Source organism: Aeromonas sp. QDB14, assembly GCF_027707845.1.
GTDB classification, from domain to species: domain Bacteria; phylum Pseudomonadota; class Gammaproteobacteria; order Enterobacterales; family Aeromonadaceae; genus Aeromonas; species Aeromonas caviae.
Genome location: NZ_JAPCJD010000010.1, coordinates 71,506 through 96,779 on the forward strand (window position 1 = coordinate 71,506; position 25,274 = coordinate 96,779).

The following is a 25,274-nucleotide window of genomic DNA, read 5'->3' on the forward strand; positions in this document are numbered from 1 at the left end:
TCTCTGCCGACCCTTGGTGTTCGGTGAAGCCGATCGCGGGTGATGGGGCTTAACAAGACTTTGGAGACATAGCATGACTGATCTGAAAGTGGCCGCCCAACGCGCCCTGAACCTGATGGACCTGACCACCCTGAACGATGACGACACCGATCAGAAGGTGATCGACCTGTGCCACAAGGCCAAGTCTCCGGCCGGCCTGACCGCCGCCGTCTGCATCTACCCCCGTTTCATCCCCATCGCGCGCAAGACCCTGCGTGACATCGGCGCCGCCGACGTGCGCATCGCGACCGTGACCAACTTCCCCCACGGCAACGACGACATCGAGATCGCCGTGGCCGAGACCCGTGCCGCCGTGGCCTACGGTGCCGACGAGGTGGACGTGGTCTTCCCGTACCGCGCCTTCATGGCCGGCAATGAACAGGTCGGCTTCGATCTGGTCAAAGCATGTAAGGAAGCCTGCGGCGCCAAGGTACTGCTGAAAGTGATCATCGAGACCGGCGAGTTGAAGGAAGAGGCGCTGATCCGTCGCGCCTCCGAGATCTCCATCGACGCCGGTGCCGATTTCATCAAGACCTCCACCGGCAAGGTGCCGGTCAATGCGACCCCGGAAGCGGCCCGCATCATGATGGAAGTGATCAAGGCCAAGAACCCGAAAGTGGGCTTCAAGCCGGCCGGTGGCGTGAAAGACGCCGCCGTGGCGGGTCAGTACCTGGCCATGGCCGAAGAGATCCTGGGCAAGGACTGGGTATCCGCCCGCACCTTCCGCTTCGGCGCCTCCAGCCTGCTGGCCAGCCTGCTGGCGACCCTGGGGCATGGCGACAAGCCTGCCAATACCAGCGGTTACTAAGCGGCGGCAGGGGGCGGTGCGCCGCCCCCTTCCGGATCTGGTTCGGTCTATGTTCGTGCGTGATGCACGGAGGGAATGAAAGATGTTTTTGCCTCAAGAAATTATTCGCAAGAAGCGCAACGGTGAAGCGCTCAGTACTCAAGAGATTCAATTCTTCGTCCAGGGCATTACCAACAACACCATCGGCGAGGGGCAGATCGCGGCCCTGGCCATGGCGGTCTACTTCAAGGACATGACCATGGATGAGCGGGTCGCCCTGACCTGCGCCATGCGCGACTCCGGCATGGTATTGACCTGGGACCACCTCAACCTGGGCGGCCCCATCGTCGACAAGCACTCCACCGGCGGCGTGGGTGACGTGGTTTCCCTGATGCTGGGCCCCATGGTCGCTGCGTGCGGCGGTTTCGTGCCCATGATCTCCGGCCGTGGTCTCGGTCACACCGGCGGTACCCTCGACAAGCTGGACGCCATTCCCGGCTACCAGACCTCGGTCGACAACGACCGCTTCCTGAAAGTGGTGAAAGAGGCTGGTGTCGCCATCATCGGCCAGACCGGCGATCTCGCCCCGGCGGACAAGCGTATCTATGCGGTACGGGATATCACCGCCACCGTCGAGTCCATTGCCATGATCACCGGCTCCATCCTCTCCAAGAAGCTTGCCTCCGGGCTGGAAGCCCTGGTGATGGACGTGAAGGTGGGCTCCGGCGCCTTCATGCCGACCTTTGAAGCCTCTGAAGAGCTTGCCAGGAGCATCGTCGCCGTGGCCAACGGGGCCGGCTGCCGCACCTCTGCACTCCTGACCGACATGAACCAGGTGCTGGCCTCCAGCGCCGGCAACGCCGTGGAAGTGCGCGAAGCGGTGCGCTACCTGACCGGTGAGTATCGCAACCCGCGCATCCACGAAGTGACCATGGCCCTGTGCGCCGAGATGCTGATCTCCGCCGGTCTTGCCAGCGATGACGGCGATGCCCGCACCAAGCTGCAAGCGGTGCTGGACAACGGCAAGGCAGCCGAGATCTTCGGGCGCATGGTGACCGGCCTCGGTGGTCCCGCCGACTTCATGGAGCGCTACGACGCCTACCTGCCCAAAGCCGCCATCGTGCGCCCCGTCTACGCGGCCCACAGCGGATTCGTCACCGCGATGGATACCCGTGAACTGGGCCTGGCGGTGGTCGCCATGGGGGGCGGTCGCCGCGCCGCCGCCGACAAACTCGATTATGCGGTCGGTCTGACCGACTTTATCCGCCTGGGTCAGAGCGTCGATGCTGACAAGCCGCTCGCCCTGATCCACGCTCAGACAGAAGCTCAATTTGCCGAGGCTGCCCGCATGGTGCAGGCTGCCGTGAAGATCGGCGACACCCGACCAGAGGCGCTGCCCGAGGTTTACCGTCGCATCGGTCTGGCTGATTTGTAACAAGGGGAAGTCCCATGAAACGTACCTTTATTCTGATGATGGACTCTTTCGGTATTGGTGCTGCCGCCGATGCCGACAAGTTCGGCGACGTGGGTGCCAATACCCTTGGCCATATCGCCAAGGCGTGCGCCGCCGGTGAGATCGAGGGCCGTGGCGCTCTCAACCTGCCAAACCTCAGCAAGCTGGGTCTGGGCCACGCGGGCGAACTCGCCAGCGGCACCTTCCCGGCCGGACTGAACAAGGATGTCGAGGTGATCGGTGCCTACGGCTTTGCCCAGGAGCTCTCCTCCGGCAAGGACACCCCGTCCGGTCACTGGGAGATTGCCGGCGTGCCCGTCTTGTTCGAGTGGGGTTACTTCCATGACCACCACAACAGCTTCCCGCAGGAGCTGCTGGATGCCATCGTCGAGAAGGCCGGTCTGCCCGGGTATCTGGGCAACTGCCACGCCTCCGGTACCCAGGTGCTGGACGATCTGGGCGAAGAGCACATGCGCACCGGCAAGCCGATCCTCTACACCTCTGCCGACTCCGTATTCCAGATTGCCTGCCACGAAGAGACCTATGGCCTCGAGAAGCTCTATGAGCTCTGCCACATCGTGCGCGAGCTGCTGGAGCCCTACAACATCGGCCGCGTCATCGCGCGTCCGTTCGTGGGCAGCGGCAAGGGCAACTTCAAGCGCACCGGCAACCGCCACGACTACTCCGTGCTGCCGCCGGCGCCGACCGTGCTGGACTACATGAAGGAAGCGGGTGGCCAGGTGGTCTCCATCGGCAAGATCGCCGACATCTATGCCCAGCAGGGCATCACCAAGCAGGTGAAGGGGACCGGTCTGACCGAGCTGTGGGACAGGACTCTGGAAGAGGTGAAAGCGGCCGGTGATCAGACCATCGTCTTCACCAACTTCGTGGACTTTGACTCCTCCTACGGTCACCGCCGTGACGTCAAGGGCTACGCCGATGCGCTGGAGTACTTCGACTCCCGCCTGCCGGAGTTGTTCGACCTGCTGCAGGATGGCGACGTGGTGGTGCTGACCGCCGACCACGGCTGTGACCCGACCTGGAGCGGTACCGACCACACCCGCGAATACATTCCGGTACTGTTCTACGGCAAGCCGGTCAAGGCGGGCTCCGTCGGTCGTCGCGAGACCTTCGCCGACATCGGCCAGAGCATCGCGGCCTACCACGGCCTGCCCAAGCTGCAATACGGTACCAGCTTCCTGTGATGGTGACCCCGGGCCGGTTCGCCTGCCCGGGGTGCCACAGGGCCCTGGTTTCCTGTAATGTACCGCCGCCGCGCAGGCAGCGGACAATCCATAAAGACAATAAAACTCAACCTAGTGTGAAGGAATAAAGAGAATGGCAACTCCTCATATCAATGCGAAAGATGGCGCCTTTGCTGATACCGTGCTGATGCCGGGCGACCCCCTGCGTGCCAAGTACATCGCCGAAACCTTCCTGGAGAACGTCGAGCAGGTGTGCGACGTGCGCAACATGTTCGGTTTCACCGGCACCTACAAGGGTCGTCGCATCTCCGTCATGGGTCACGGCATGGGCATCCCGTCCTGCTCCATCTACGCAAAAGAGCTGATCACCGACTACGGCGTGAAGACCCTGATCCGCGTGGGCTCCTGCGGTGCCGTGCGTGAAGACGTGAAACTGCGTGACGTGGTGATCGGCATGGGTGCCTGCACCGATTCCAAAGTGAACCGTCTGCGCTTCAAGGACCACGACTTCGCCGCCATCGCCGACTTCGATCTGGTGGCCAATGCCGTTCAGGCTGCCAAGAACAAGGGCGTGGCCGTGCGCGTGGGCAACATCTTCTCCGCCGATCTGTTCTACACCCCGGACCCCTCCATGTTCGACGTCATGGAAAAATACGGCATCCTGGGTGTCGAGATGGAAGCCGCCGGTATCTATGGCGTGGCCGCCGAGTACGGTGCCAAGGCGCTGACCATCTGCACCGTCTCCGACCATATCCGTACCGGTGAGCAGACCACCTCCGAAGAGCGTCAGCTGACCTTCAACGACATGATCGAAATCGCGCTGGACTCCGTCCTGCTGGGTGACAACTGATCCCCCTCGCGCATAAAAAAACGGCGGCCCTCGGGCCGCCGTTTTGCATTTTTGCGAAGCACGGTCAGAGATCGAGGGCGAAGCGCCCCTTGCCCGACTGCTTGGCCCGGTACATGGCGGCATCGGCCCGGTGCAGCAGATCGTCGATGTGACAATACTGGCCCGAGTGGCAGAGGGCGCCTCCTATGCTGCCGGCAAGGGGCAGCCGGTGACCGGCCACGTCCCCAGGAACCGCCATGGCCGCCAGCAGCCGCTCGCACAGGGCGGGCAGCTCCAGTTCCGGCTGGCGCAGGGCGGGCAGTATGATGGTGAACTCGTCGCCGGCCAGGCGCGCCACCATGTTCCCCGGGCGCACCTCGGCACTCAGCACCTGGGCGAAGCGTTGCAACAGGGCATCGCCGACGTGGTGTCCCAGCCTGTCGTTGATCCCCTTGAAGCCGTCGAGATCGAGGAACAGCAGGCCCAGGGGTTCGGCATTCTGGCGCACCCGCTCCAGCTCCCGGGAGAGGCGCAGGGTGAAGGCGCGCCGGTTGGGCAGGCCGGTGAGGGGGTCGTGAGCCGCCTCGTGTTCCAGCTGGCTTTGCAGCGCCTTGAACTCGGTGATGTCGCTGCCGAGGATGTAGACCCCGGGCTCGTCGCCCCGGCTCGGGATCATGGTGATCCTGAGGTCGCGTCGGCCTATGGGGAGATCGAAGCGGTGCTCGAAACTCACCTGCTCACCGGCGAGGGCCTTTGCCACATAGGCCATGGCCCTGCCGTGGGCCTCCTCGCCGATGATGTCCCGCACGCTCATTTCCCGCATCTGTTCGGTATCGAGCCCGAAGTAGCGGCAATAGGCCTGGTTGGCGAACAGGTAACGCCCCTCGGGCGACACCATGCTGATGGTGACCGGCAGGCCATCGGTGATGGCCCGCAGTCGGGCACGGCCACGCTCGATCTCCGCGAGCACCTGGCGGCGGGCCGTGATGTCGTGCAAAAACAGGGCGATGCGCACCTTGCCGTCGAACTGGTAACGCTCGGCAATCACCTCAACCGGGATGTGCCGGCCTGTGCGGGTGATGATGTCGCACTCCAGCCGCCGTGGCGGACTCTGCGGGTTGCCTGACAGGCTCAGCAGGGTCTCGTCGGCGTGCCAGCCGAGCAGGGTGGTGGAGGCCGGGTTCCAGCCTGTGATGATGAAATCGGCATCGAGCTCGAGGAAGGCATTGCTGGTGTGCTCCAGCATGTGCTGCAAGCGGCGCTGCTCCTGCCACAGCTGCTGCTGCATGGCGCCGCGCTCGCGCATCTCCTGATGCAACTGCTCCACCGTGCAGGAGAGCTCCCTGGTCCGTGACTGCACCTGCTGCTCGAGCCCTTGCTGCAGCCGCACGAGTTCGGCTTCGGCCTGTTTGCGCTCGGTGAGGTCGGCAAACACGGCGATCATGTGGGGGGCCATGGTGCGGCTCTGGCAGAGGGTCACGCTGAGCTGGACCCAGCACAGGGTGCCATCGGCCCGGACCATCCGCTTCTCCAGCCGGTAATCCTGCCGTTGCCCCGCGATCAGGGCATCGAACAGGGGCTGCTCCCGTTGCAGATCTTCGGGATGGGTCATGGCGAGCCAGGTCCGGCTCAGCATCTCATGCTCGCTGTAACCGAGCAGCCGCTCCAGCCCCGGGTTGGCCCGCAGCCACTTGCCTTCGAGAGAGGAGAGGGCCATGCCCACCGACGACTGGTTGAAGGTGAGGGTGAAGAGATGCTCCTTGTCTTCCAGCACCTGATTGAGGGTGCGCACCTGGTGGCGCCGCTCCAGATCGTGCAGGGTGTTCTCCACCAGGCGGCCGAAGTCGTCGAGATCCTGGCAGGCATCTTCGTCGAGATGGCGTGGCACATGGTCCACCAGGCAGAGGGTGCCGAGCACCACGCCATCCAGCGCCCGCAGGGGCGGCCGGCGTAGAAGACCACACCGGGATCATCGGTCACCAGCGGATTGTCGGCAAAGCGGAGATCCCGTCTGGCATCCGGTACCTGCATGATGTCGGGGCGCAAAATGGCATGACCGCAGAAGGAGTGCTCCCGGTTGATCTCGCACATATCGACCCCGGTGCGGGCGAGAAACCACTGTCTGTTCACGTCGGTCAGGGAGACCATGGCGATGGGGAGTGCGAAATGGCGGGTGATGAGCCGGGTGAGGCGATCAAGCTGATCGATGGGCTCGTGGTCGAGCAGGCCGAGGATGCGCAGTCGTTCCAGTCGACTGTGTTCATCCAGCGGCAAGGGGGGGGCAATCATGTGGCTCTCCTGCCAGTGATCTTGCCAGTGTTATATACAAGCCGGAGGATGTGATCCACTCCCGCTTATTGCGGAGCGGCGGGTTTGCTCTGTTTCTTGTGCTTGCGCACCCGCATGTAGTTGCGACGCACCCCGTAGGAGATGAGCAGGCCGGCCAGCAGCATCACCAGCAGCATCAGGCGCTGTTTCTCCTGGTTGACCTTGAGATGGGTATCTTGTGCGGCCAGCAGTTTCTGCTCTTCCAGGGTGATCCTCAGATAGCCCAGCGTCAGGTTTCCGTCCTGGATCTCCTGGACGAACTGGATGCGCCCCTTGCCCTGCTCCGGCAGGGATTTGTTGTCGCTGCCGATGGGCAGCAGACTGTCCAGCGGCAGGGCGTTGTCCGACTGGGCGAGGGGAATGCCGCGGGCGTCATAGAGGGTGACATCCAGAATGTCAGGCTCGGCGGCCAGATCCTGCGCCAGTCTCTCCAGCTCGCTCTCCTTGTCCTCCTTGATCCAGCGGCGCATGTCCCGGGCGGCATAGGCGACCAGCGCCTGTGCCCTGTCCCGTGCGGCCGCGTGCAGGGCGGCCTGGCTCTCTCCCTGCATGTGGATGAGCAGCACCAGCACCCAGAGACCGAGCAGGACTCCCGCCGCCAGGCTGACAACACGTTTGATGGGAAGATGACGCACAGAACCGGGCCTCTGGTAATGGATGAGCGGGGCTGGCTGGTGCCCCGGTGTCGCGAAGCGGGAAACTGGGGGGTCTGTTTCCATGTCTGCCCGCACCGCAGGCGGGATCTTGGCGCTTGCCTGTACAAAAAGCAATACGCTACTCTGGGCCCGCATGATGAACCCCATGATTTCCAAGGAAGGCGTCTCTCTTATGTTGTTGTCCCAACTTCCCCGCTCCCTGCACGACTGGTCCGGGGCCCTGAGCTGTGCTCCCTGCTGGCAGCTCACCAACGAAGCCCTGCTGCCCGCGGCCAACGCCCACGACAGCGCCTGGATTGTCCTGTTTGGCAAGGGGCTGGAGGCCGGTCATCTGGCCCGCCTGGCCCAGCAGCTGGATGCCCTGGGGCTTGAGTCAAGCCTCTATCCCGCAGGGGAGCAGGCCGGTATTCCACTGCTGCTGCTTGGCACCAACCGCTTCTCCCCCGAGCTGGTGCAGGCGCTCAAAGCCCAGGAGTGGGACATCGACCTGTGTCATCTGGCCGCCCTGCCCACCCTGAGTGAGCCCGGTCTGCTGGTGATGGACATGGATTCCACCGCGATCAGGATAGAGTGCATCGACGAAATCGCGCGGCTGGCCGGGGTCGGTGAGCAGGTGGCGGCCGTTACCGCGGCGGCCATGCAGGGCAAGCTGGAGTTTGCCGACAGTCTGCGTGCCCGGGTGGCGCTGCTGGAAGGGGCGTCGGTCACCATCCTCGACGAGGTGGCGGCCGACATGCCCTGGATGCCGGGCCTGCCACTCATGGTCGATACCCTCAAGCAGGCTGGCTGGAAGGTGGCGATCGCCTCCGGTGGCTTCACCCGCTTTGCCGGCGAGTTGCAGCGTGCTCTGGGTCTGGATGCCATTTTCGCCAACGAGCTGGCGGTGGAAGGGGGCTTGCTGATCGGCAAGGTGAGCGGCCCCATCGTCGATGCCGCCGCCAAGGCCGAGGCACTGCAACAGCTGGCCTCGGAGTACGGGGTGGTTGCATCCCAGACGGTCGCGGTCGGCGATGGTGCCAACGATCTCAAGATGATGGGGGTGGCGGGGCTTGGCATTGCCATTCATGCCAAACCCCTGGTTCGTGCCCAGGCGGCGGCGACCCTCAATCACCACGATCTGGAAGGGGTGCTCTGCCTGCTCGGCGCCCTGGCTTGTCGCGACCGACGCTGGTGCTGATCCCGCTCAAGGAGGAGCCGATCACGAGATGGAACTGTTACAGCAATCCCTGTTTGTCCCCTGCGGTGAGCATCGACTCCATGTGCGCCATATCCAGCCCGGTGTCGCGGTGCATGCCGACCCCATCCTGATGGTGCACGGGGCCATCGAGAACGGCCGCATCTTCTACACCGAATCGGGCAAGGGGCTGGCCTGCTTTCTGGCTCGCCACGGGTATCAGGTCTATGTGGCGGATCTGCGTGGTCGGGGTCTGAGCACACCGACCATCGCCGAGCGGGCCGGCCACGGCCAGCATGAGCTGATCACCGAGGATCTGCCCGCCTTGCAGCGCTGGGTATCGACCCGCCATGCCGGTGCCCGGGTGCACTGGATGGCCCACTCCTGGGGCGGCGTCATCATGGCCTCGACCCTGGTGCGCTTCCCCGAGCTGGCGGAGCAGGTTGCCAGCCTGGTGTTCTTCGGCACCAAGCGGGGGGTCTCGGTGCAGAACCCGGAGCGCTGGTTGAAGGTGGATCTGATCTGGAACCGGCTCGCCCCCTGGCTGGCGCACCGCCAGGGGTTTCTGGCCGCCCGCCGGTTGAAGATAGGGGCCGATGATGAGCCCCTGCGCTACCTGCAGGAGACCATCCCCTGGGTCAAGTGCGGGCCCTGGCAGGATCCCTTTGACGGTTTCGCCTATGACGAGGCGGCGAGCCGGGTCAACTGGCCCCCGCTTTGGATGATCTCCGCCAAGGCTGACAAGGTACTTGGCCACCCCGTCGACGTGCGCCGCTTCAGCGACGAGATGGGCTCGGCCGCCCGCCACACCCGCCTTGGGCGGGACAACGGCAACCGGCTCGATTACGACCACATCAACATGCTGACGGCGCCCCAGGCACAGGAGGATCACTTCCCCGACATCCTCGCCTGGCTGCGCAACCCCCAGGCTGCCTGATAGACAAAAAACGGGCACTTGCGTGCCCGTTTTTTGTTGTCTCCCTGCCCTGCTGGCTAGCGGGGCCCGGATGGTATGCCAAGGCGGAACAGGGTCGCCTCGGTGGTATCGGTCAGTTCACCCACGCCCACGACACTCCAGAGCTCCTCTTCCAGCTTCTTGGCCTTGTGAATGGCGAACTTGGCGATGTAGTCCAGTTCACCCGCGATGAAGCTGGTGTCCGGGCGGCCGGTGCGCGAAATACCCACCAGTACCGAATAGAACTCGCCCTGTTGCCGGGCCAGCTCGATGAAGCGGCGCTTTTGATCCGGTGAGCTGAAGCTGCTGGCCAGGTGGCTGCGAAACAGGGGGGTTCCCCCCTGGGAGTTGAGGGCGGCGATGTAGACCTCCTCCTCTTCCGGCTTGTCTTCCCGCTCGATGGCGCGCAGGGGATTGAGCAGCAGGGCCTTGAGCAGCGCCCCCTGGAACAGGGGATACAGGTTCAACTGCTGATCCTGCTCGGCACAGATGCGCAGCAGACGGGAAAGGCTGCGTGGCTGTGGCGAGAGGCCGGCCGCGGCCAGTTTCGGGGCGGCCTTGAGTTTGTTCACATAGACGGGGGTGTTGAACAGGTGGTGGGTGTAGAGGTTGCGCAGCGCCCTGGCCATGCCGCGATAGCGATTGAACTCCCGGGTGGTCTTGAGCTTGTTCTGGTTGCTTTCGATCAGCAGGCTGAAGAACTGGTGGCCGGTATGGCGCTCGGCCGTCCCCTCGATGCACAGATGCAGCACGGTGCGGCTCAAGTTGAGGCTGACCAGCCGATAGGGCAGGCGTTGCAGGTCCATGTTCCTGGCGAGCTCCTGCAAGCGGGGCAGAGCCACAGTGATGATGTCTCCCTTCTCCCCGTCGAACGGCTCCTCCAGCTCGATTTGCATGCCGTGGGCCGAGATGTCTCGGGTCCAGCCGACCCAGGATCGCTCCTTGTGATGCAAGACGATGGCCGTCTTGTGCATGTAGCGCGCCTCCTTGCGTAGTTGCACATAGTGCAGCGTCTCTATCTCGAAGGGGGCGGCATGGATGTCATGGCCAAAGCGCTGCAAGGCGTTGGCGTTGAGCGGATCCTGACCCGTCTCTCGCTGGAACTCGTCGCGCTGGTTGTCCAGGTTTATCTCCTGCAGCATGCCCACGTATCCGAGCTGGGCCAGGCGCTCGCGCAGCAGCCTGTCCTGCAACGGGCTCGCCCCGCCCTGGGGGTTGTCGAGGTCGGCCTCCCGCAGGGTGCTGGCTTCCATGCTGAACTTGTACACCCGCCAACTGGGGCGGCGGGCGCCGATCTGGAAGAAGAGCGTGGTCAGTCCGCTCTGTTCCAGCTCCTCCCGGGTCGCGGAGAAGAAGTAGAGGTGGCTGCGTACCGCATGGGTAAAGCAGTAGATCAGCGTCTCGCGCAGCCCCTCTTTGCCCGGGAGCAACGAGGGCATGCGGGCCGCAGTGAAGAGGCTGGCGAGCATGTCGCGGTTCTTGGCGTCGCGCCAGTATTCGAGAATGTGCTGGTTGTTCTCGGTGCGCAGGGCGATCTCGAGGGCGGGGACGCTGCCCTTGCCGAAATAGAGTGGCATGCCGGTCATGCGTGGCAGATAGAACTGCTCATACCCCTTGATGACGGCGGCGGAGAGCAGGTAGTCGACGCTGACGCGATAGCGGCTGCGGTTGCGCTCGATGAAGTCGCGCAGGAACTCGTCGAACACCGGATGCTCGCCGTTCTTGAGCAGCCTGAGCCAGAATTTGTCCTCTTTTCTCTCCTCCCCCAGGATCTGGTAGCTGACCGGGTCACGCAGCAGGGGATGGGGATGATCGCGTTCCAGTCCGGTGAAGAAGACGGCTATCAGGTCGCCTGTCTGGTAGTCGGGCAGATAGGGCACGGATACCCGGATGCCGCCGAGGGAGATGTCGGAGCTCTTGGCGAGGATCTTCTCGCCGTTGGCGAGCTGGAGCACCATGGGCGAGCTGAAGTGCATGCGCTCTTCCTGCCGCCCGTAATGGCTGGCGAAGGGGATGGCGCTGACATCGAACGGACGAAACGGGCTGATGGGCAGCGCCAGATTGTCGCTGCGCCCCTGGTTGAGTTTGTACCAGGCTTGCAGCGCCTCGTAGACCCCCAGGGTGTAGCTGTCCCGGTAGAGGTAGCACTGGGATTGAAACAGCTCGATGGCCTCGGCGGGCATGAAGTGGGTCACCCCGTCGAACTCATGCACCTGACAGAGGGCGCCCAGCTCGTTGCGCATGTCGATGACACGCCGACAGGGGGTGCACTTGCGTTTGAGTTCCATCTTCAGCAGGAACCGGCTGTTCGTATTTTCGTTCTGGGTCAGACGGTTGAAGATTTCGTCGAAGTCCTTTTCCCGGAGCAGGGGGACAAGTTGTTCTATCAGATGTAGTGGTTGTTCTGAATCCATGTATTCCTGCCGCGGAAAGTCACTTTTCCGATTCTGGGTTTGATCTGCCGGTCGCAAACAAGTATATCAAGCAGGAATTCATCCTGTCCCCGAGTTATCCATGGCCAAAAACAAAACCGCCTATGTTTGTTCCGAATGTGGAGCCGACTTCACCCGCTGGCAAGGCCAGTGCAGCGAGTGCAAGGAATGGAACACCATCACCGAGGTGCGACTGGGGGTGACGACACCCGGCAAGAGCGCTCGCTATACCGGTTATGCGGGCGCCGTCGGCAGCCAGGTGCAGACCCTGGCAGAGATCGCCACTACGGAGATCCCCCGTTTCAGCTCGGGCTTCAAGGAGCTGGACCGCGTACTCGGTGGCGGCGTGGTCCCCGGTTCGGCCATTCTCATCGGCGGCAACCCCGGGGCCGGCAAGTCGACCCTGTTGCTGCAGACCATGTGCGGCCTGGCGCAGCGCATGAAGACCCTCTATGTGACCGGTGAGGAATCACTGCAACAGGTGGCGATGCGGGCCGGTCGGCTGGGTCTACCCACGGACAAGCTGCGCATGTTGTCCGAGACCAGCGTCGAGCAGATCTGCCTCATCGCCCAGCAGGAGCAACCTCAGATCATGGTCATCGACTCCATCCAGGTGATGCACGTGGCGGATGTGCAGTCTGCGCCGGGGTCCGTCTCCCAGGTGCGGGAGTCGGCGGCGCTGCTGACACGCTATGCCAAGCAGAATCATGTGGCCATCTTCATGGTGGGCCACGTCACCAAGGACGGCACTTTGGCGGGTCCCAAGGTGCTGGAGCACTGTATCGACTGCTCCGTGCTGCTGGATGGCGGGCACGACTCGCGTTTTCGCACCCTGCGCTCCCACAAGAACCGCTTCGGTGCGGTCAACGAACTGGGGGTCTTCGCCATGACCGGGCAGGGAATGAAGGAGGTGAGCAACCCTTCCGCGATTTTCCTCAGCCGCGGGGAGGAGCAGGCTCCGGGCTCAATCGTCATGGTGATCTGGGAAGGCACGCGCCCCCTGCTGGTGGAGTTGCAGGCGCTGGTGGATTACTCCCAGCTCTCCAATCCGCGCCGGGTGGCGGTGGGGATGGACCACAACCGTCTCGCCATGCTGCTGGCGGTGCTGCATCGTCACGGCGGGTTGCAGATGGCGGATCAGGATGTGTTCATCAACGTGGTGGGTGGCGTCAAAGTCGAGGAGACCAGCGCGGATCTGGCGCTGCTGCTGGCCATGGTGTCGAGCTTCCGGGATCAGGCCCTGCCCAAGGATCTGGTGGTCTTTGGTGAGGTGGGACTCTCCGGCGAGATACGGCCCGTGCCCTCGGGTCAGGAGCGACTGCAGGAGGCGGCCAAGCACGGTTTCCGCCGAGCCATCGTCCCGCATGCCAATGCGCCCAAACATCCCATCGAGGGGATGGAGGTGGTGCCGGTGAAGAAACTCTCCGATGCCCTCGAGGCCCTGTAACCAACCATGAAAAAGGAGCGTATGAACGCTCCTTTGTTTTTCTGCCCGCCCGCTCAGGATTCGGGGGGGACGTGGTCTCGGTGCTCTTGCAGCAACTGCTCCAGCTCGCGATGGAGCAGTTGCTCCTCTCCGATGTTCAGCTCGATCATCCGCTTGAGGTGAGTGGCGCTGTCGATGTCGATGTGGTGGCAGTAAAACCCCAGCTTCTTGCTGGCTTCGTGGGTCAGCTCGACCTGCATCTTGATCTCGATGTCGCTGCCCCCGAGCACGAAGCAGATTTCGTACTCCTTGTCCTCGCTGGCGACCCAATCCTCGGGTCTGAGCAGCAGGGCTCCCTGCAGGGAGACATCGACCAGCTGGTTGCGCCACTGGTGTTCACCCTGGGTGAGCTTGGCGGCGGTCAAATAGAAAATCCGAGTAAAGTGGCGGCGCTCGGCCATGGTCGTCTCCGGTCTGCGTGCGAGCAAGATGCTCATTCTTCATGTTGCAGAGTGTAATCCAGCTGGCACGCCAGGATATTGAACTGGCTCCGATATTGAATATCAGACCTGCTGATGGCTGAGGGATTCCACCACCTGCAGCGCCTTGACCAGCCGATCCTCCTGTTTGAACCTGTCCTCCAGCACGGGGCCGAGTTGGTTCAGATCCTCGTCCAGTTGCAGCAACTGGGCTTCGTCGGCGTTGCTGTACTTGTCGTTGAACTCCAACGCGAATTCGGTACAGGCACGGATATGGGGGTAGATGCGCTTGGCCAGCTCCAGTTTGTCGCCGCTGGCTTGCTCAAAGGCGGTGACGACGTGGTTGTAGATCTCGAAATGGCCTGCGCTGACGTAGTCGACCAGTTGTTCGCAAAAACGTTGCAGTTCTACATGGCCTGGGAGGGTGCGTTGCTTGCACTTGGCGGGCATGAGGCCTGCCAGTCGCATGTACTCGACCAGCAACGCCTGTCTGGCATCCAGCCAGTCATCTATTGCTCTGTGCTTGCCTGCCAGTGCGCGCTTGGTTTTTTCCAGTTCAGTTAACATAGTCCCTCCATGGGCATGGCATGCGGCACTCGGGTCGCACGCCTCCGGTCATTCTCATCGACTGACGACACTCCTATAACTAGGGAAAATCCAGTTGACCGTCAATAGGAGTGTAGGGATATTGTTACATCAGGCGGGGATTTGCATGCCTCTCCCCACCGGTACTTCGCATCCTGTCGCCCATCCAGGGGACAAGGGGGCGATATATGTGACTATTTCCGCAGATCTTGATGAAAACCCCAGCATTCAAGCCAATCCGGCTGATAAAGCCTTTGCCTGAGTGTTTTTTTTTGAATAGAGTGGCCCGGTGCTAAATGCCCGATCATAAAGGAAATGTTATGAACAAAGCTCAACTTGTCGATGCAATTGCCGCCAAAGCAGACCTGAGCAAAGCTCAGGCCAAAGTCGCTCTGGAAGAGATCATCAATGGTATTACCCAGAGCCTGAAAGAGGGCGATGCCGTTCAGTTGGTGGGTTTTGGTACCTTCAAGGTCAACCATCGCGCGGGCCGTACCGGTCGCAACCCGCAAACCGGTAAAGAGATCCAGATTGCAGCTGCCAATGTGCCGTCCTTCGTGGCTGGCAAGGCGCTGAAAGACGCCGTCAAATAAGGTCGTCTTGTAATCAAATGAAACCCGGCTTGTGCCGGGTTTTTTCTTGCCATCTTCGTCAAAATTTGTTTCAGATACACTCAGGATATGGCATGCGCTGTAGCGAGGTGGATATGGAACAGAAAAATGCCATTCGGCAGGTAGCCGTCCCCTGGGCTCCCTCTCGTCAACTCCCTCCCGGCCTGGTCGTTGCCGAACTGCATCAGGATATCTGGAGCGACACCCTGACCGTCATGCTGGGGCGTGCTCGCAGCATCGATCTGCCTCCGTTGCCCCTGTGCCGGGTGAGTTTTCGCCACATCTTCGCGGTGCGGGTGATGGAGGATTGTGATCTGGCAGAGGGGCGTGACAGCCACGTCATCGAGGAGCAGATCCAGCTCATCACCCCGTCCCGTTTCGCCAGCTGGTTCCATCAGGAATCCGATGGGCTGCACCTGGATGAAGATTTGCAGCACTACCGCATCTCGACCTGGGATTACTGCGCCGATGTGCTGACCTCTTCTCCCCCTGAACTCCAGTTCATGGTTCAGGAGGAGTAAGCCAGACTGTCGGGTCGCCTCCGTGGTGACAAAAAAGCCGGCGCAGGGGCGCCGGCTTTTTCTTGTTCGGGAGCGCGGGGCGCTTAGCCCAGGATCTGGTCCCGGTGCAGCCCCAGCACGATCAGCAGCCCGATGAAATAGAAGACGCTGAGCTTGATGCCGAGAATGGTGAGCAGGCCGGCGCACAGACGCACCAGGGCCTTGTGCAGCCAGGATCCGGTGAAGCGGTACATGATCACTCCACCGCGTCGGCTGGCGCGAACTCCGGCACCTTGGCCATGGCGTCCAGCACCACTTGAATGTCGGCCCCCGGCTTGCAGGCATTCTCGCTCAGATGGCGACGCCAGGCGCGCGCCCCCTGCATGTTCTGGAACAACCCCAGCATGTGGCGGGTCATGTGGGAGAGGTAGTTGCCCTTGGCCAGCTCTTGTTCGATGTAAGGCAGCATCATCCGCACCACCTCGTGGCGGCTCGGCACGGCACGGTTCTCGCCGAACACCAGATTGTCCACCTGGGCCAGAATGTAGGGATTCTGGTAGGCTTCGCGGCCCATCATGACCCCGTCGAGGTGCTGCAGATGTTCAAGAGTCTGTTCCAGACTGGTCACTCCGCCGTTGATGGCAATGGTCAGATCCGGGTAATCCTGCTTGACCTGGTAGACGCGAGGATAATCGAGGGGCGGGATCTCGCGGTTCTCTTTCGGGCTCAGACCGCTCAGCCAGGCCTTGCGGGCGTGGACGATGAAGGTATCGCAACCGGCGTCCCTAACCTGCTCGATGAAGGCCTGCAAGAACTCGTAGGAGTCTTGCTCGTCGATGCCAATACGGGTCTTCACGGTGACCGGAATATCGACCACGTCGCGCATCGCCTTGACGCAATCGGCCACCAGTGCCGGTTCACCCATGAGGCAGGCGCCGAAGCGGCCGTTTTGCACCCGATCGGAGGGGCAGCCGACGTTGAGGTTGATCTCGTCATAGCCGCGCTCCTCGGCGAGCCTGGCGCAGCGGGCCAGGTCTGCCGGGTTGCTGCCACCCAGTTGCAGGGCGAGAGGGTGTTCCTGCTCGCTGTAGCCCAGATAGTCGCCCTTGCCGTGGATGATGGCGCCCGTGGTCACCATCTCGGTATAGAGCAGGGTCTGGCGGGTCATCAGACGGTGGAAATAACGGCAATGCCGATCGGTCCAGTCCAGCATGGGGGCAATCGAAAATGTCTGGTGGTGGGCAGGCTTGCCAGATATGGCCTCAGAGCCTGATTTCACGGGGTTTTCACTGATTTGTTTCTGAGTCATTTGCGGGTGTTTCCAGACATTTGTTGATTGATCCTGCCCCATATCTGCCCCACCATTTCATGGGGCAGGTGTACTCCACGAGGTATCTATGGCCGGCTACACAATAGAAAAACGTAAGACCAGCAAAGGCGAGTTACGCTATCGCTGTACCGTCAGGGAACATAAAGGCGAAGAGGTAGTATACCGAGAATCCCGAACCTTTGGCAGACAGTCCGACGCCAAGAGTTGGGGAATGCAGATGGTAGCGATGATCGAGCGAGATGGTTTGCCAGGCCAGGTGCAACCCGTCCCCACTATCCGTGAGCTTATTTCGCTCTACCGTGCCCATCCAGCCATCAGCCCAACCATAGGCAGAACCAAGGCCTACTGCCTTGACCTTGTAGCCGATTGCGATATCGCCAAGCTCAATGCTGACGAGCTCACCATCAAGGACCTTGTCGATCACTGCCAAGCCAGAAGAGATGCGGGAGCATCTCCTGCCACAATTGCCCACGACATCAGCTACCTTGGTTCTGTCTTTGCAGCCGCCAACCCCGTCTTCAATATCCCGGTCGATAACAAGCTCATCCTGGAAGCCCGTAAGACCCTCAACAACCTGAAATTGGTTGGAAAAGCCCAGAAGCGCACCCGCCGTCCGGTGAGCAATGAACTGGAACGGATCATCCAGGGGCTGGAAAAACGGCAGAGTCACGGCATGGCCAAGATCCCCTACACCGCTCTGCTCAACTTCGCCATCCTGAGTTGCATGCGGATTAGCGAGGTGTGCAAGATCAAGTGGTCTGGCGTAGATGAGAAGAACCGGGCCGTGCTGGTTGAAGACCGTAAAGACCCTAGAAAGAAAATAGGGAACCATATGCTGGTGCCCCTGCTGGGTGAAGCCTGGGAGATCCTCAAGCGTCAGCCCAGAACTGATGATCGCATCTTCCCCTACAACGGCAAGAGCGTCACCGCCGGTTTCCAGCGGGTCAGAACAGAGCTTGGTATCGATGATCTGCGCTGGCACGATCTGCGCCGCGAAGGGGCCTGCCGCCTGTTTGAGGCAGGCTTTGTCATAGATGAGGTCGCCCAGGTCACCGGCCACAGAAACATTAACATCCTCTGGCAGATCTACACCGACCTCTACCCCAACCGGGTACACGCCAAGTTTGAGCGGTTGCAACAAGCCAAGGGGGCAGCAGAGGCCAGATAAAGTGGGAAAAGTGGGATCTAGTAGTTCTCGCGTAGGTCATATCCCCTCAGACTGCGGCAATTTTCAATGTTATCGGAGTACGCACATCGCTCTTCTTGTTTTTTAACCTCAAATGAGGTATAAAAACAAGAAGACTAAAGATTCACTTAGAGGACGCTGCATGAACAACCTGCTACACACAGAAGGAAATGCCGTAGATCGGCTATCCGAGCTTGGGATTGCAATCTCTGTCCTTACAGAATCCGTTTGGCAGGGGTATCTGGCAAGGTCTCGTACTACGGCTAACCACCCGAGAATTGCTCGGGGGATCATTATGTGGGCAGAAACCGTTGCCGTATTGAGGGAACAGTTACGACCTCAGGGGTGGGTTAAATCAGATAAAGGCAACTACGAACTTACGGTAAATGAGAAAGAGGGCTTGGCCATTGTTGTTACCACTGGCGATGAAGCAACAGGCATAGTTGGAGCAACGCCTTCTAATAAGTGCCCAAAGGGCGTGAATACGGCTGAGGCAGTTGAAGCCAACAATCAGCTAGATATGTTCAGTGAGCTATTGCCAACAATTGAAGAGGTTCAAGGGCCTACGACTTGGGTACTGCTGATGCATTTGGCTGCCAATGAGGTACGTTGCGAACTCTCCCTGCCATCAAGCATTTCCAGTGGCAAAATCAATGGGTGGAAAGAGCGCATTATTTTGCCGAGTATGCCATTGGATAATGATTCAGTCGAAATTGAACTTCCTGATTTGCCAGATATAGAAGTACCTATCAAGAAGAAGGCATAACATGTTTAACAATACTCGTTTTGCCCTTGCGAGAAAGCGCAGAGGGCTAACAAAACGGGCATTGGCAAAGGAAGTTGGTGTAACAGATCGGTCGATCACTGCTTATGAGAGCGGCCAAACTGCGCCTGAAAGCCAGACCGTCGAAAAGATCGCGCGTGCGCTCCGGTTTCCGGTCGAATTTTTCTTTGCTGATGACGTAGAAGAGCTGCCCATTGAGGTGGCTAGTTTTCGTGCGCTTACCAAAATGACAGCCGCCCAAAGGGATATTGCACTGTCGGCGGGGGTAGTTGCATTGCTTTTGAATCAATGGATTGACAATAAATTTGACTTGCCATCACCTGACTTCCCTGAAGATTATCGAATTTCCTCGGATGGAAAGTCAAAAACTGACACCTATCAGCAGTCATCTGAAGGTGATCAATTCCCGAACACTGGGCAGGAAAATGATCCAGAAGCTGCTGCTGAAATGCTTCGCCGCTACTGGGATCTAGGTGAGCTTCCGATTAAGAGCATGATTGCTCTGCTTGAATCCAAGGGTGTGCGTGTCTTCTCTCTATCTGTTGATGCCAGAGAGGTAGATGCCTTTTCCATGTGGTATGGCGAAATTCCTTTTGTATTTCTTAATACCAAGAAAACAGCGGAACGTTGCCGATTTGATGCAGCTCACGAGTTGGGGCATTTAGTAATGCATCGTCACGGTGCGCCCCAAGGACAAGAGGCAGAGAAAGAAGCTAACGCCTTTGCATCGGCATTTTTAATGCCGCGACGAAGTGTGCTGGCCTATGCGCCAAGAACCGCGACATTAAAAAGCCTTATCTCCCACAAAAAATACTGGAGCGTGTCTGCCGCAGCGCTTAACTACCGGCTTCATTCATTAAACCTGACAACAGATTGGACGTATCGAACGCTATGTATTGATTTGGCCAAATTGGGGCGGGATCACGAGCCTGAACCATCACCCTTTGAAACATCGCAAGTGCTCAAGAAGGTATTCGCCAGCCTTCGCGAGGACGGTATATCTAAAAATGATGTTGCGAGGGAATTGCTGATTCAGCCGGAAGAACTGGATGAACTCACTTTTGGCTTGATGCTCAATGCTCTGGATGGAAGGTCACAGGCCTCTGCTACCCAGAAAGGACAACCTAATTTACATTTAGTCAAATAAAGTAACTGGTTATAAAAAAACAATGCAGCCCAGCTATTAATTAATGAAGCTTGGGTTGCATTGCAGTATCTAATCTAAGTGAAATAAATATTTTATTTCCGAGCGCTATCTATGCGCTCGTAAATAGACAACCGCGGAGTGCGATATTTTTTTCAGTATTCACCATTCGACGTAATTTAGCTTTGACATCTTGAGTACCATCACTATCCCTTATTTTCTTCATCTGTTTTTCCACCTGTATACGAACTTTGCTACAGAGGCCAACTAAAGTGGGATAAAATTGAGGGCGTTTAAAGCGCCCTCAATTTCTCGTTTATAGCTGCACTCTACAGCTGCCCGCCGACCCCTTTGAACTTCTCGACAAATATCGCTATTTTCTGGAAAACGCTCTGTTTTTTGGTCAGATACTGCGGGTTTAGCGGGCTCATCTTGGGCAGCAGTGAATTGAGTTCAGTGCCGTTTTCGCTAGCGAATTCGCGCTTGAGCGAGGTGCTGATATAGCGCTTTGCCGCTTCCGCATTCAGATTTTCAGAGCTGATCAGCTCATCGGCTTCTCGTCGTTGCTCGGCCTGAGCAAAGGCGTAGAAAGCTTCGATGACGCTGGCGGCATCACCAATCTGGTCCAAGTCGGTTTGATTGATAAAATCGACCAGCAGGCTCTCCTTGGCTCGGTTGCCAAGGCTTGCGCGTATCAAACGGCGTACTTCGTCAACCAGCTCGGCTTTGCTTCTGGTTTTCTTGTTGTGCTCATAAATCAGCTCAAGTATGTAATCGAGGTTGATCTCCTGGGATTTGAGCAGATCCACCTCAAAGACGATGTCGTCCCAATCAATTTTGGATTTGTCCTTTTCCTCTGCCGATTTTTGCCGACGCTGCCAATCTCGGATGTCATTGTAAGTAGAACGGTAGTCCTGGATCGTGCGTTCGGCTGGCAGGCGAATGATCTGCAACTCGGCCAGCTTTGCATCATCCAGATAGTGTTCGGCTTTGAATGCTTCGACAGCTTCAGGGTCGCTCATATCTACGCTTTGCAGGGCCCTCAGGCTGGCAAACTCGTCGTAGTTTTGCAGCAGGTTCTCAACGCGCAGATACTCTCCAAAGAGTTTCGCGAACGCCTTTTTGTCGGCCTCTTTCTCAATGGCCGCAGGGTCTGGAAAGCGCTGCTCCAGCTCGCTCACCACATCCATAAAGCCGCGCCGTGCTTGACCGGTTACGAGATCGGTAAAGCCTTCCATGTACTCCTTGTAGCTCTTTTCCAGCACCACGTTCTTGGTGTTCTTGTCACCAAACAGGGTAATGGCGTCGATGGTCGCTTGTTCCAGGTCGCGGAAGGTGACGATATTGCCGAAAGTCTTGGTGGCATCGTAAATGCGGTTGGTGCGTGAATAGGCTTGCATCAGACCGTGGTAGCGCAGGTTTTTGTCCACAAACAGTGTGTTCAGCGTGGGGGCATCAAAGCCGGTCAGGAACATGCCCACGACGATTAACAGGTCGATCTCCTTGGCCTTAACCTGTTTGGCCAAGTCGCGGTAATAGTTCTGAAAACCATTGCTGTCCACGCTGAAATTGGTTTTAAACAGCGCGTTATAGTCTGCGATTGCCGCGTTTAAAAACTCCTTGGCACTGCTATTCATGGCAGAGACATCAAAGCTCTCATCCTCAATGTCACCCACAGCATCCTGCTCTTCATTGGCGGCGAACGAGAAGATGGTGGCAACTTTAAGGGGCTTATTGCTCTTTTGCTGCAACGCCTTGAACGATTCGTAGTAGAGCTTGGCCGCCTCCACGCTGCTCACCGCAAACATGGCATTAAAGCCTTTGGCGTTCGCTTGCAGGCGATGGGTCTTTTGCCGGAAGTTATTCAGGATGTACTGGGTGATCTCACGAATGCGATCCGGATGTAGCAAGGCCTGCTTGTTTTCCGCCGCGCTCAGCTTCTTCTCATCTTTCTCTGTTTCGATGGCTTTGAACTGCGGGCGCACATCGTTGTAGTCCACCTTGAACTTGAGCACTTTTTCATCGCGAATGGCATCGGTGATGACATAAGAGTGCAACTCGCGGCCAAACACACTGGCGGTGGTGTCTGCGCCCAGCGCGTTCTGCGGGAAGATGGGCGTGCCGGTAAAGCCAAATTGGTAGAACTTCTTGAACTTTTTCTTCAGGTTGTTCTGTGCCTCGCCAAACTGGCTGCGATGGCATTCATCGAAAATAAAGACCACCTGCTTGCCGTAAATCGGCAAGTCGGCCTCGCTCTTCATCAAGTTGTTGAGCTTCTGGATGGTCGTGACGACGATCTTGTTGTCATCCTTGTCCAGATTGCGCTTCAGGCCCGCTGTGCTGTCTGAGCCATTGACGCTATCGGGTGAAAAGCGCTGGTACTCCCTCATGGTCTGGTAATCCAGATCCTTGCGATCCACCACGAAGAATACCTTATCGATAAACTCCAGTTCGGTGGCCAGCCGCGCCGCCTTAAAGCTGGTCAAGGTTTTTCCTGAACCTGTGGTGTGCCAGATATAGCCGCCGCTTTCGGTATTACTCCAGTTCTTTGTCTGATAGCTGCTTCTGATCTTCCACAGAATGCGCTCGGTGGCGGCAATCTGGTAAGGGCGCATCACCAGCAAGGTGTTGCTGATGTCGAACACCGAGTAATGCAGCAGCACATTGAGCAATGTGTGTTTCTGAAAGAAGGTTGCAGTAAAGTCCTTCAGATCCTTGATAAGCGCGTTGTCCGACTTCGCCCAATTCATGGTGAAGTCGAAGCTGTTTTTATTGCGTGTCGTGGTATTGGCAAAATAGCGACTATCGGTGCCGTTGGAGATGACAAACAGCTGTAAATATTTGAACAAAGAGTGCTTACTGTTAAAGCTTTCTTTGCTGTAGCGGTGGACCTGATTAAAGGCTTCGCGGATCGCCACACCACGTTTTTTAAGCTCGATCTGTACCAGTGGCAGACCGTTCACCAGGATCGTCACATCATAGCGATTGGCAAGGCTGCCGGTTTGTTCAAACTGCTTGATCACCTGTACCTTGTTGCGGACGGTGTTCTTCTTATCCAGCAGGTATATGTTTTTAATTCGGCCATCATCAAAAACGAAGTCATGGATATAGTCATCGTGGATCTTGCGGGTTTTATCGACGATGCTGTCGCTGGGCTTATCGAGGAAGGTCTCAACAAAACGCTGCCATTCGCCATCAAGAAACGCTATGTTATTGAGCGTTTGCAGCTGTTCCCGTACATTGGCGAGCATGGCAGCAGGGTTATTCAGGGTGGGCAGGAACTCATAACCTTGATTGACCAGATCTTCAATTAGCTCGCGCTCCAGATCACTTTCGCTCTGATAGCTTTCAGCTACAGACCATTCCTTGGTGTATTTATCCAGCACGATAAATTTGTTGGATTCTGCGATGGTTTTATAATCAGCCATTTTGGTGCTCCTGCTGCCAAAAGCCATAATTACTGACCAAGTGGTTCAGTAGCAAACCTACAGTATTCTTTTCTGGTCCACTGGGTTCAGCGACAACTTCATTCGATAATGTTGAATGACTAGTAAATTGAATAATTCGATTCAAATAGGCCTGCTTGTCGTCAGGCAAGAGTTCAGACCATTTGGGGTAGCCCAAAAAGCTTGCGGTTTTCTCATAAAGGTTTCGCAATAATGTGAAATGGTATCTTTGAACCTTGTTTTCAGCGATGGCTTTTTCCAGTGTTTGCTTCAAATACAAATGATAAGAGAAGCTCTGGTTAGAATCTCCATGCTTTTCTGCAAGCGCGAAGGTGCCATCTTCAAAACGCTCCAATAGATAACAAACTTTACTATTTAGCTCATTGTAGAGCACGTTATAAAACAAGGGACTGTGAGTGGTGACAATAAACTTCAGGTTAGATTTACTGGATTTGATAATCCCTGCCAAATTGACCGCTAGCTCAATCAAGTGATTTTCATCCAGAGAGCTGACTGGGTCATCAATAAACACATACTCTAATTGATCAAACTGATTGGTTTCCCGCTCAGCTGGCTCTGCTACATTCAGGATCGTAATTACCTGATCCAAAAGCGTGTAGAAAACACTCCAGATAAAGTTACTTTCTTCACCTTTGGAGATTTTCAGCGGTTCGGTACCTTTGTTATCACCCCGCTCCAGTGTAAAGGTCACTTCAGCAAAGTTTTCACTAAAATGCGGAGTCAATTTATCATTTACGAAGTGCTGGAAGTACCTAACAATGTTCGTATCCTGTCCAAGGTCTTTCAGAAGCGAGAGCAACCAGTCAGTATACGTATTCGGTTGAATCTTCAGTTTAGGGGCAACATCCCCTTCCAAGTCGTTGTCCCAATAAAAGAGATCTTCGGTGAAGGCGTTGTAATACAGTATTTTTTCGCGTGGCAATATTACTTCCTCACCTTCACCATTACTTTTAGGTGCAACCAGCAGTTTGAACTCACGAGACAAACGGGTTTTACCCGTACCGTTGAACGCATAGATTAGTTGCACTTTAGGCACTTGTGTGACCACCTCAACCTCGGTGGTTTTCTTATGCTTTACTGACCTTGGTGCATTTAATTGTTGGGCAATTTCCGTTAACGTCTTGCTCATATCAGGCGGCTACCTCGGTATTCGGCTTTGGGAAGCTCAGCAATAAATCGCGGTAATACTCGTATTGCTTCTGACGCAATTCAATTTCGCGGGGTAAGCCTTCCGTAATGGAGTTGGTCAGAGCATCGAATTTGTCGAGGATCGCGACGATGCGGGCTTGCTCGGCAAGTGGTGGAAAGGGGAGCTTCAATGCTTCAAAGGTGCCAAGATTTATATTGCTCTGCGCACTACTTTTTTCCTTCCCCTTTTCTTCAAGCTTACGTTTGGTTGATTGAAGAAGGTATTCAACATAAGCAGAGGTTGTTTTTTCAGGGGCAGCAACAAAGCCGATTACGCTGTCGGGAAAGCAAGCATCAAAACCCAATATGGAAGTTTCCGCGATATTGGCTGCAATTGTTATGCACAGTGTGCCCTTTGGCCACAGTTTGCTTTGCTGCAATCCAAAATCGCTATACGTTTGGTTGTGCGTCATGATGACGTGGGCTGCGTTTCTAATATCGCCCGTTTGTATGAATGGAACATCACCGCCATACAGCCGCTCATCATTTCTCGGGCGATGCTTGGATTTTCCACGCCCAAAATCAACTGCCATCTCCGGCAATGTCTTCCATTCAACTTCCCCATCGTTAAAACTCAACAACTGGTCACGATAGTAGTTGTATTGCTTTTTCCGTGCCGTAAGCTCGGTGGTAAGCTCGGTGCATATTCCGGCCGATCATGAACACCAATTCCGATTCAACGTGAACACCATTTCCGGACCAATGTGAACGCTCAT

General features: G+C 57.7%; 21 protein-coding genes and 1 pseudogene. 12 read left to right on the top strand and 10 right to left on the bottom strand.

What is annotated here, in order from left to right; genetic code table 11:
- Positions 1-73: 73 nt before the first annotated feature.
- The 4 genes from deoC (at position 74) to deoD (ending at position 4,334) form a co-directional block, all read left to right on the top strand.
- The gene (gene deoC, locus PG887_RS05460) at positions 74-847 is read left to right on the top strand and encodes a deoxyribose-phosphate aldolase (RefSeq protein WP_039039946.1); all 774 of its coding nucleotides are present in this window, start codon (positions 74-76) and stop codon (positions 845-847) included.
- 82 nt (positions 848-929) lie between these two features.
- The gene (deoA, locus tag PG887_RS05465; RefSeq protein WP_039039947.1) at positions 930-2,261 is read left to right on the top strand and encodes a thymidine phosphorylase; all 1,332 of its coding nucleotides are present in this window, start codon (positions 930-932) and stop codon (positions 2,259-2,261) included.
- 14 nt (positions 2,262-2,275) lie between these two features.
- Positions 2,276-3,484 (top strand): phosphopentomutase, encoded by a 1,209-nt coding sequence (locus PG887_RS05470; protein ID WP_039039948.1) that lies wholly within the window; start codon positions 2,276-2,278, stop codon positions 3,482-3,484.
- Positions 3,485-3,617: 133 nt separating this feature from the next.
- Positions 3,618-4,334, top strand: coding sequence for a purine-nucleoside phosphorylase (gene deoD, locus PG887_RS05475; protein ID WP_005341325.1), 717 nt, complete (start codon positions 3,618-3,620; stop codon positions 4,332-4,334).
- Between the two features lie 64 nt (positions 4,335-4,398).
- On the opposite strand, the pseudogene PG887_RS05480 reads toward deoD, so the two are convergent.
- Positions 4,399-6,602 (bottom strand): annotated as a pseudogene (locus PG887_RS05480) (PAS domain S-box protein).
- Between the two features lie 65 nt (positions 6,603-6,667).
- Positions 6,668-7,276 (bottom strand): AhpA/YtjB family protein, encoded by a 609-nt coding sequence (locus PG887_RS05490; RefSeq protein WP_010673032.1) that lies wholly within the window; start codon positions 7,274-7,276, stop codon positions 6,668-6,670.
- Positions 7,277-7,469: 193 nt separating this feature from the next.
- Here PG887_RS05490 and serB point away from each other — a divergent pair, with 193 nt between their 5' ends.
- Both serB and PG887_RS05500 read left to right on the top strand, forming a co-directional pair.
- Positions 7,470-8,474, top strand: coding sequence for a phosphoserine phosphatase SerB (gene serB / locus PG887_RS05495; RefSeq protein ID WP_104455220.1), 1,005 nt, complete (start codon positions 7,470-7,472; stop codon positions 8,472-8,474).
- A 28-nt stretch (positions 8,475-8,502) separates the two neighbouring features.
- The gene (locus PG887_RS05500) at positions 8,503-9,408 is read left to right on the top strand and encodes an alpha/beta fold hydrolase (protein WP_270821305.1); all 906 of its coding nucleotides are present in this window, start codon (positions 8,503-8,505) and stop codon (positions 9,406-9,408) included.
- A 56-nt stretch (positions 9,409-9,464) separates the two neighbouring features.
- Here PG887_RS05500 and PG887_RS05505 read toward each other — a convergent pair whose 3' ends face one another.
- The gene (locus tag PG887_RS05505; protein ID WP_270821306.1) at positions 9,465-11,840 is read right to left on the bottom strand and encodes a PilZ domain-containing protein; all 2,376 of its coding nucleotides are present in this window, start codon (positions 11,838-11,840) and stop codon (positions 9,465-9,467) included.
- Positions 11,841-11,940: 100 nt separating this feature from the next.
- Between PG887_RS05505 and radA the strand changes: the two genes are divergently transcribed.
- Positions 11,941-13,305 carry a DNA repair protein RadA gene (gene radA / locus PG887_RS05510; RefSeq protein ID WP_010673036.1) on the top strand — a complete coding sequence of 455 codons (1,365 nt, stop codon included), beginning with the start codon at positions 11,941-11,943 and terminating at the stop codon, positions 13,303-13,305.
- A gap of 53 nt (positions 13,306-13,358) precedes the next feature.
- On the opposite strand, the gene PG887_RS05515 is transcribed toward radA, so the two are convergent.
- Both PG887_RS05515 and PG887_RS05520 read right to left on the bottom strand, forming a co-directional pair.
- The gene (locus PG887_RS05515) at positions 13,359-13,745 is read right to left on the bottom strand and encodes a PilZ domain-containing protein (protein WP_270821317.1); all 387 of its coding nucleotides are present in this window, start codon (positions 13,743-13,745) and stop codon (positions 13,359-13,361) included.
- 102 nt (positions 13,746-13,847) lie between these two features.
- A complete protein-coding gene (locus PG887_RS05520) occupies positions 13,848-14,330 on the bottom strand; it encodes an Rsd/AlgQ family anti-sigma factor (RefSeq protein ID WP_029313757.1) in 483 nt (160 codons plus the stop codon).
- 338 nt (positions 14,331-14,668) lie between these two features.
- Between PG887_RS05520 and hupA the strand changes: the two genes are divergently transcribed.
- Positions 14,669-14,941: a nucleoid-associated protein HU-alpha gene (gene hupA, locus PG887_RS05525; protein WP_005305063.1), complete on the top strand. Its 273-nt coding sequence runs from the start codon at positions 14,669-14,671 to the stop codon at positions 14,939-14,941.
- A 113-nt stretch (positions 14,942-15,054) separates the two neighbouring features.
- The gene (locus PG887_RS05530; protein ID WP_029313758.1) at positions 15,055-15,480 is read left to right on the top strand and encodes a hypothetical protein; all 426 of its coding nucleotides are present in this window, start codon (positions 15,055-15,057) and stop codon (positions 15,478-15,480) included.
- An 83-nt stretch (positions 15,481-15,563) separates the two neighbouring features.
- Here PG887_RS05530 and PG887_RS05535 read toward each other — a convergent pair whose 3' ends face one another.
- Both PG887_RS05535 and dusA read right to left on the bottom strand, forming a co-directional pair.
- Positions 15,564-15,713, bottom strand: coding sequence for a hypothetical protein (locus PG887_RS05535; RefSeq protein WP_270821307.1), 150 nt, complete (start codon positions 15,711-15,713; stop codon positions 15,564-15,566).
- A gap of 2 nt (positions 15,714-15,715) precedes the next feature.
- On the bottom strand, positions 15,716-16,768 hold the full coding sequence (gene dusA, locus PG887_RS05540; RefSeq protein WP_270821308.1) for a tRNA dihydrouridine(20/20a) synthase DusA: 1,053 nt from the start codon (positions 16,766-16,768) through the stop codon (positions 15,716-15,718).
- 232 nt (positions 16,769-17,000) lie between these two features.
- Between dusA and PG887_RS05545 the strand changes: the two genes are divergently transcribed.
- The 3 genes from PG887_RS05545 to PG887_RS05555 all read left to right on the top strand — a co-directional run bounded on the left by PG887_RS05545 (position 17,001) and on the right by PG887_RS05555 (position 19,906).
- Positions 17,001-17,957 carry a tyrosine-type recombinase/integrase gene (locus tag PG887_RS05545; RefSeq protein ID WP_270821309.1) on the top strand — a complete coding sequence of 319 codons (957 nt, stop codon included), beginning with the start codon at positions 17,001-17,003 and terminating at the stop codon, positions 17,955-17,957.
- Positions 17,958-18,117: 160 nt separating this feature from the next.
- Positions 18,118-18,741 (top strand): hypothetical protein, encoded by a 624-nt coding sequence (locus PG887_RS05550; RefSeq protein WP_270821310.1) that lies wholly within the window; start codon positions 18,118-18,120, stop codon positions 18,739-18,741.
- A gap of 1 nt (position 18,742) precedes the next feature.
- Complete coding sequence (locus PG887_RS05555) at positions 18,743-19,906, top strand: helix-turn-helix domain-containing protein (protein WP_270821311.1); 1,164 nt, start codon at positions 18,743-18,745, stop codon at positions 19,904-19,906.
- A 326-nt stretch (positions 19,907-20,232) separates the two neighbouring features.
- Here the strand turns inward: PG887_RS05555 and PG887_RS05560 are convergent, their stop codons facing one another.
- Genes PG887_RS05560 through PG887_RS05570 form a run of 3 tightly spaced genes read right to left on the bottom strand, consistent with a single transcriptional unit; the run spans position 20,233 to position 25,139 of the window.
- Entirely contained in the window at positions 20,233-23,331 is a 3,099-nt protein-coding gene (locus PG887_RS05560; protein WP_270821312.1) for an HsdR family type I site-specific deoxyribonuclease, read from the bottom strand.
- On the bottom strand, positions 23,324-24,499 hold the full coding sequence (locus PG887_RS05565; protein ID WP_270821313.1) for an anticodon nuclease: 1,176 nt from the start codon (positions 24,497-24,499) through the stop codon (positions 23,324-23,326). Before PG887_RS05565 ends, PG887_RS05560 begins: the two co-directional genes overlap by 8 nt.
- A gap of 1 nt (position 24,500) precedes the next feature.
- A complete protein-coding gene (locus tag PG887_RS05570; protein WP_270821314.1) occupies positions 24,501-25,139 on the bottom strand; it encodes a restriction endonuclease subunit S in 639 nt (212 codons plus the stop codon).
- Between the last annotated feature and the right edge of the window lie 135 nt (positions 25,140-25,274).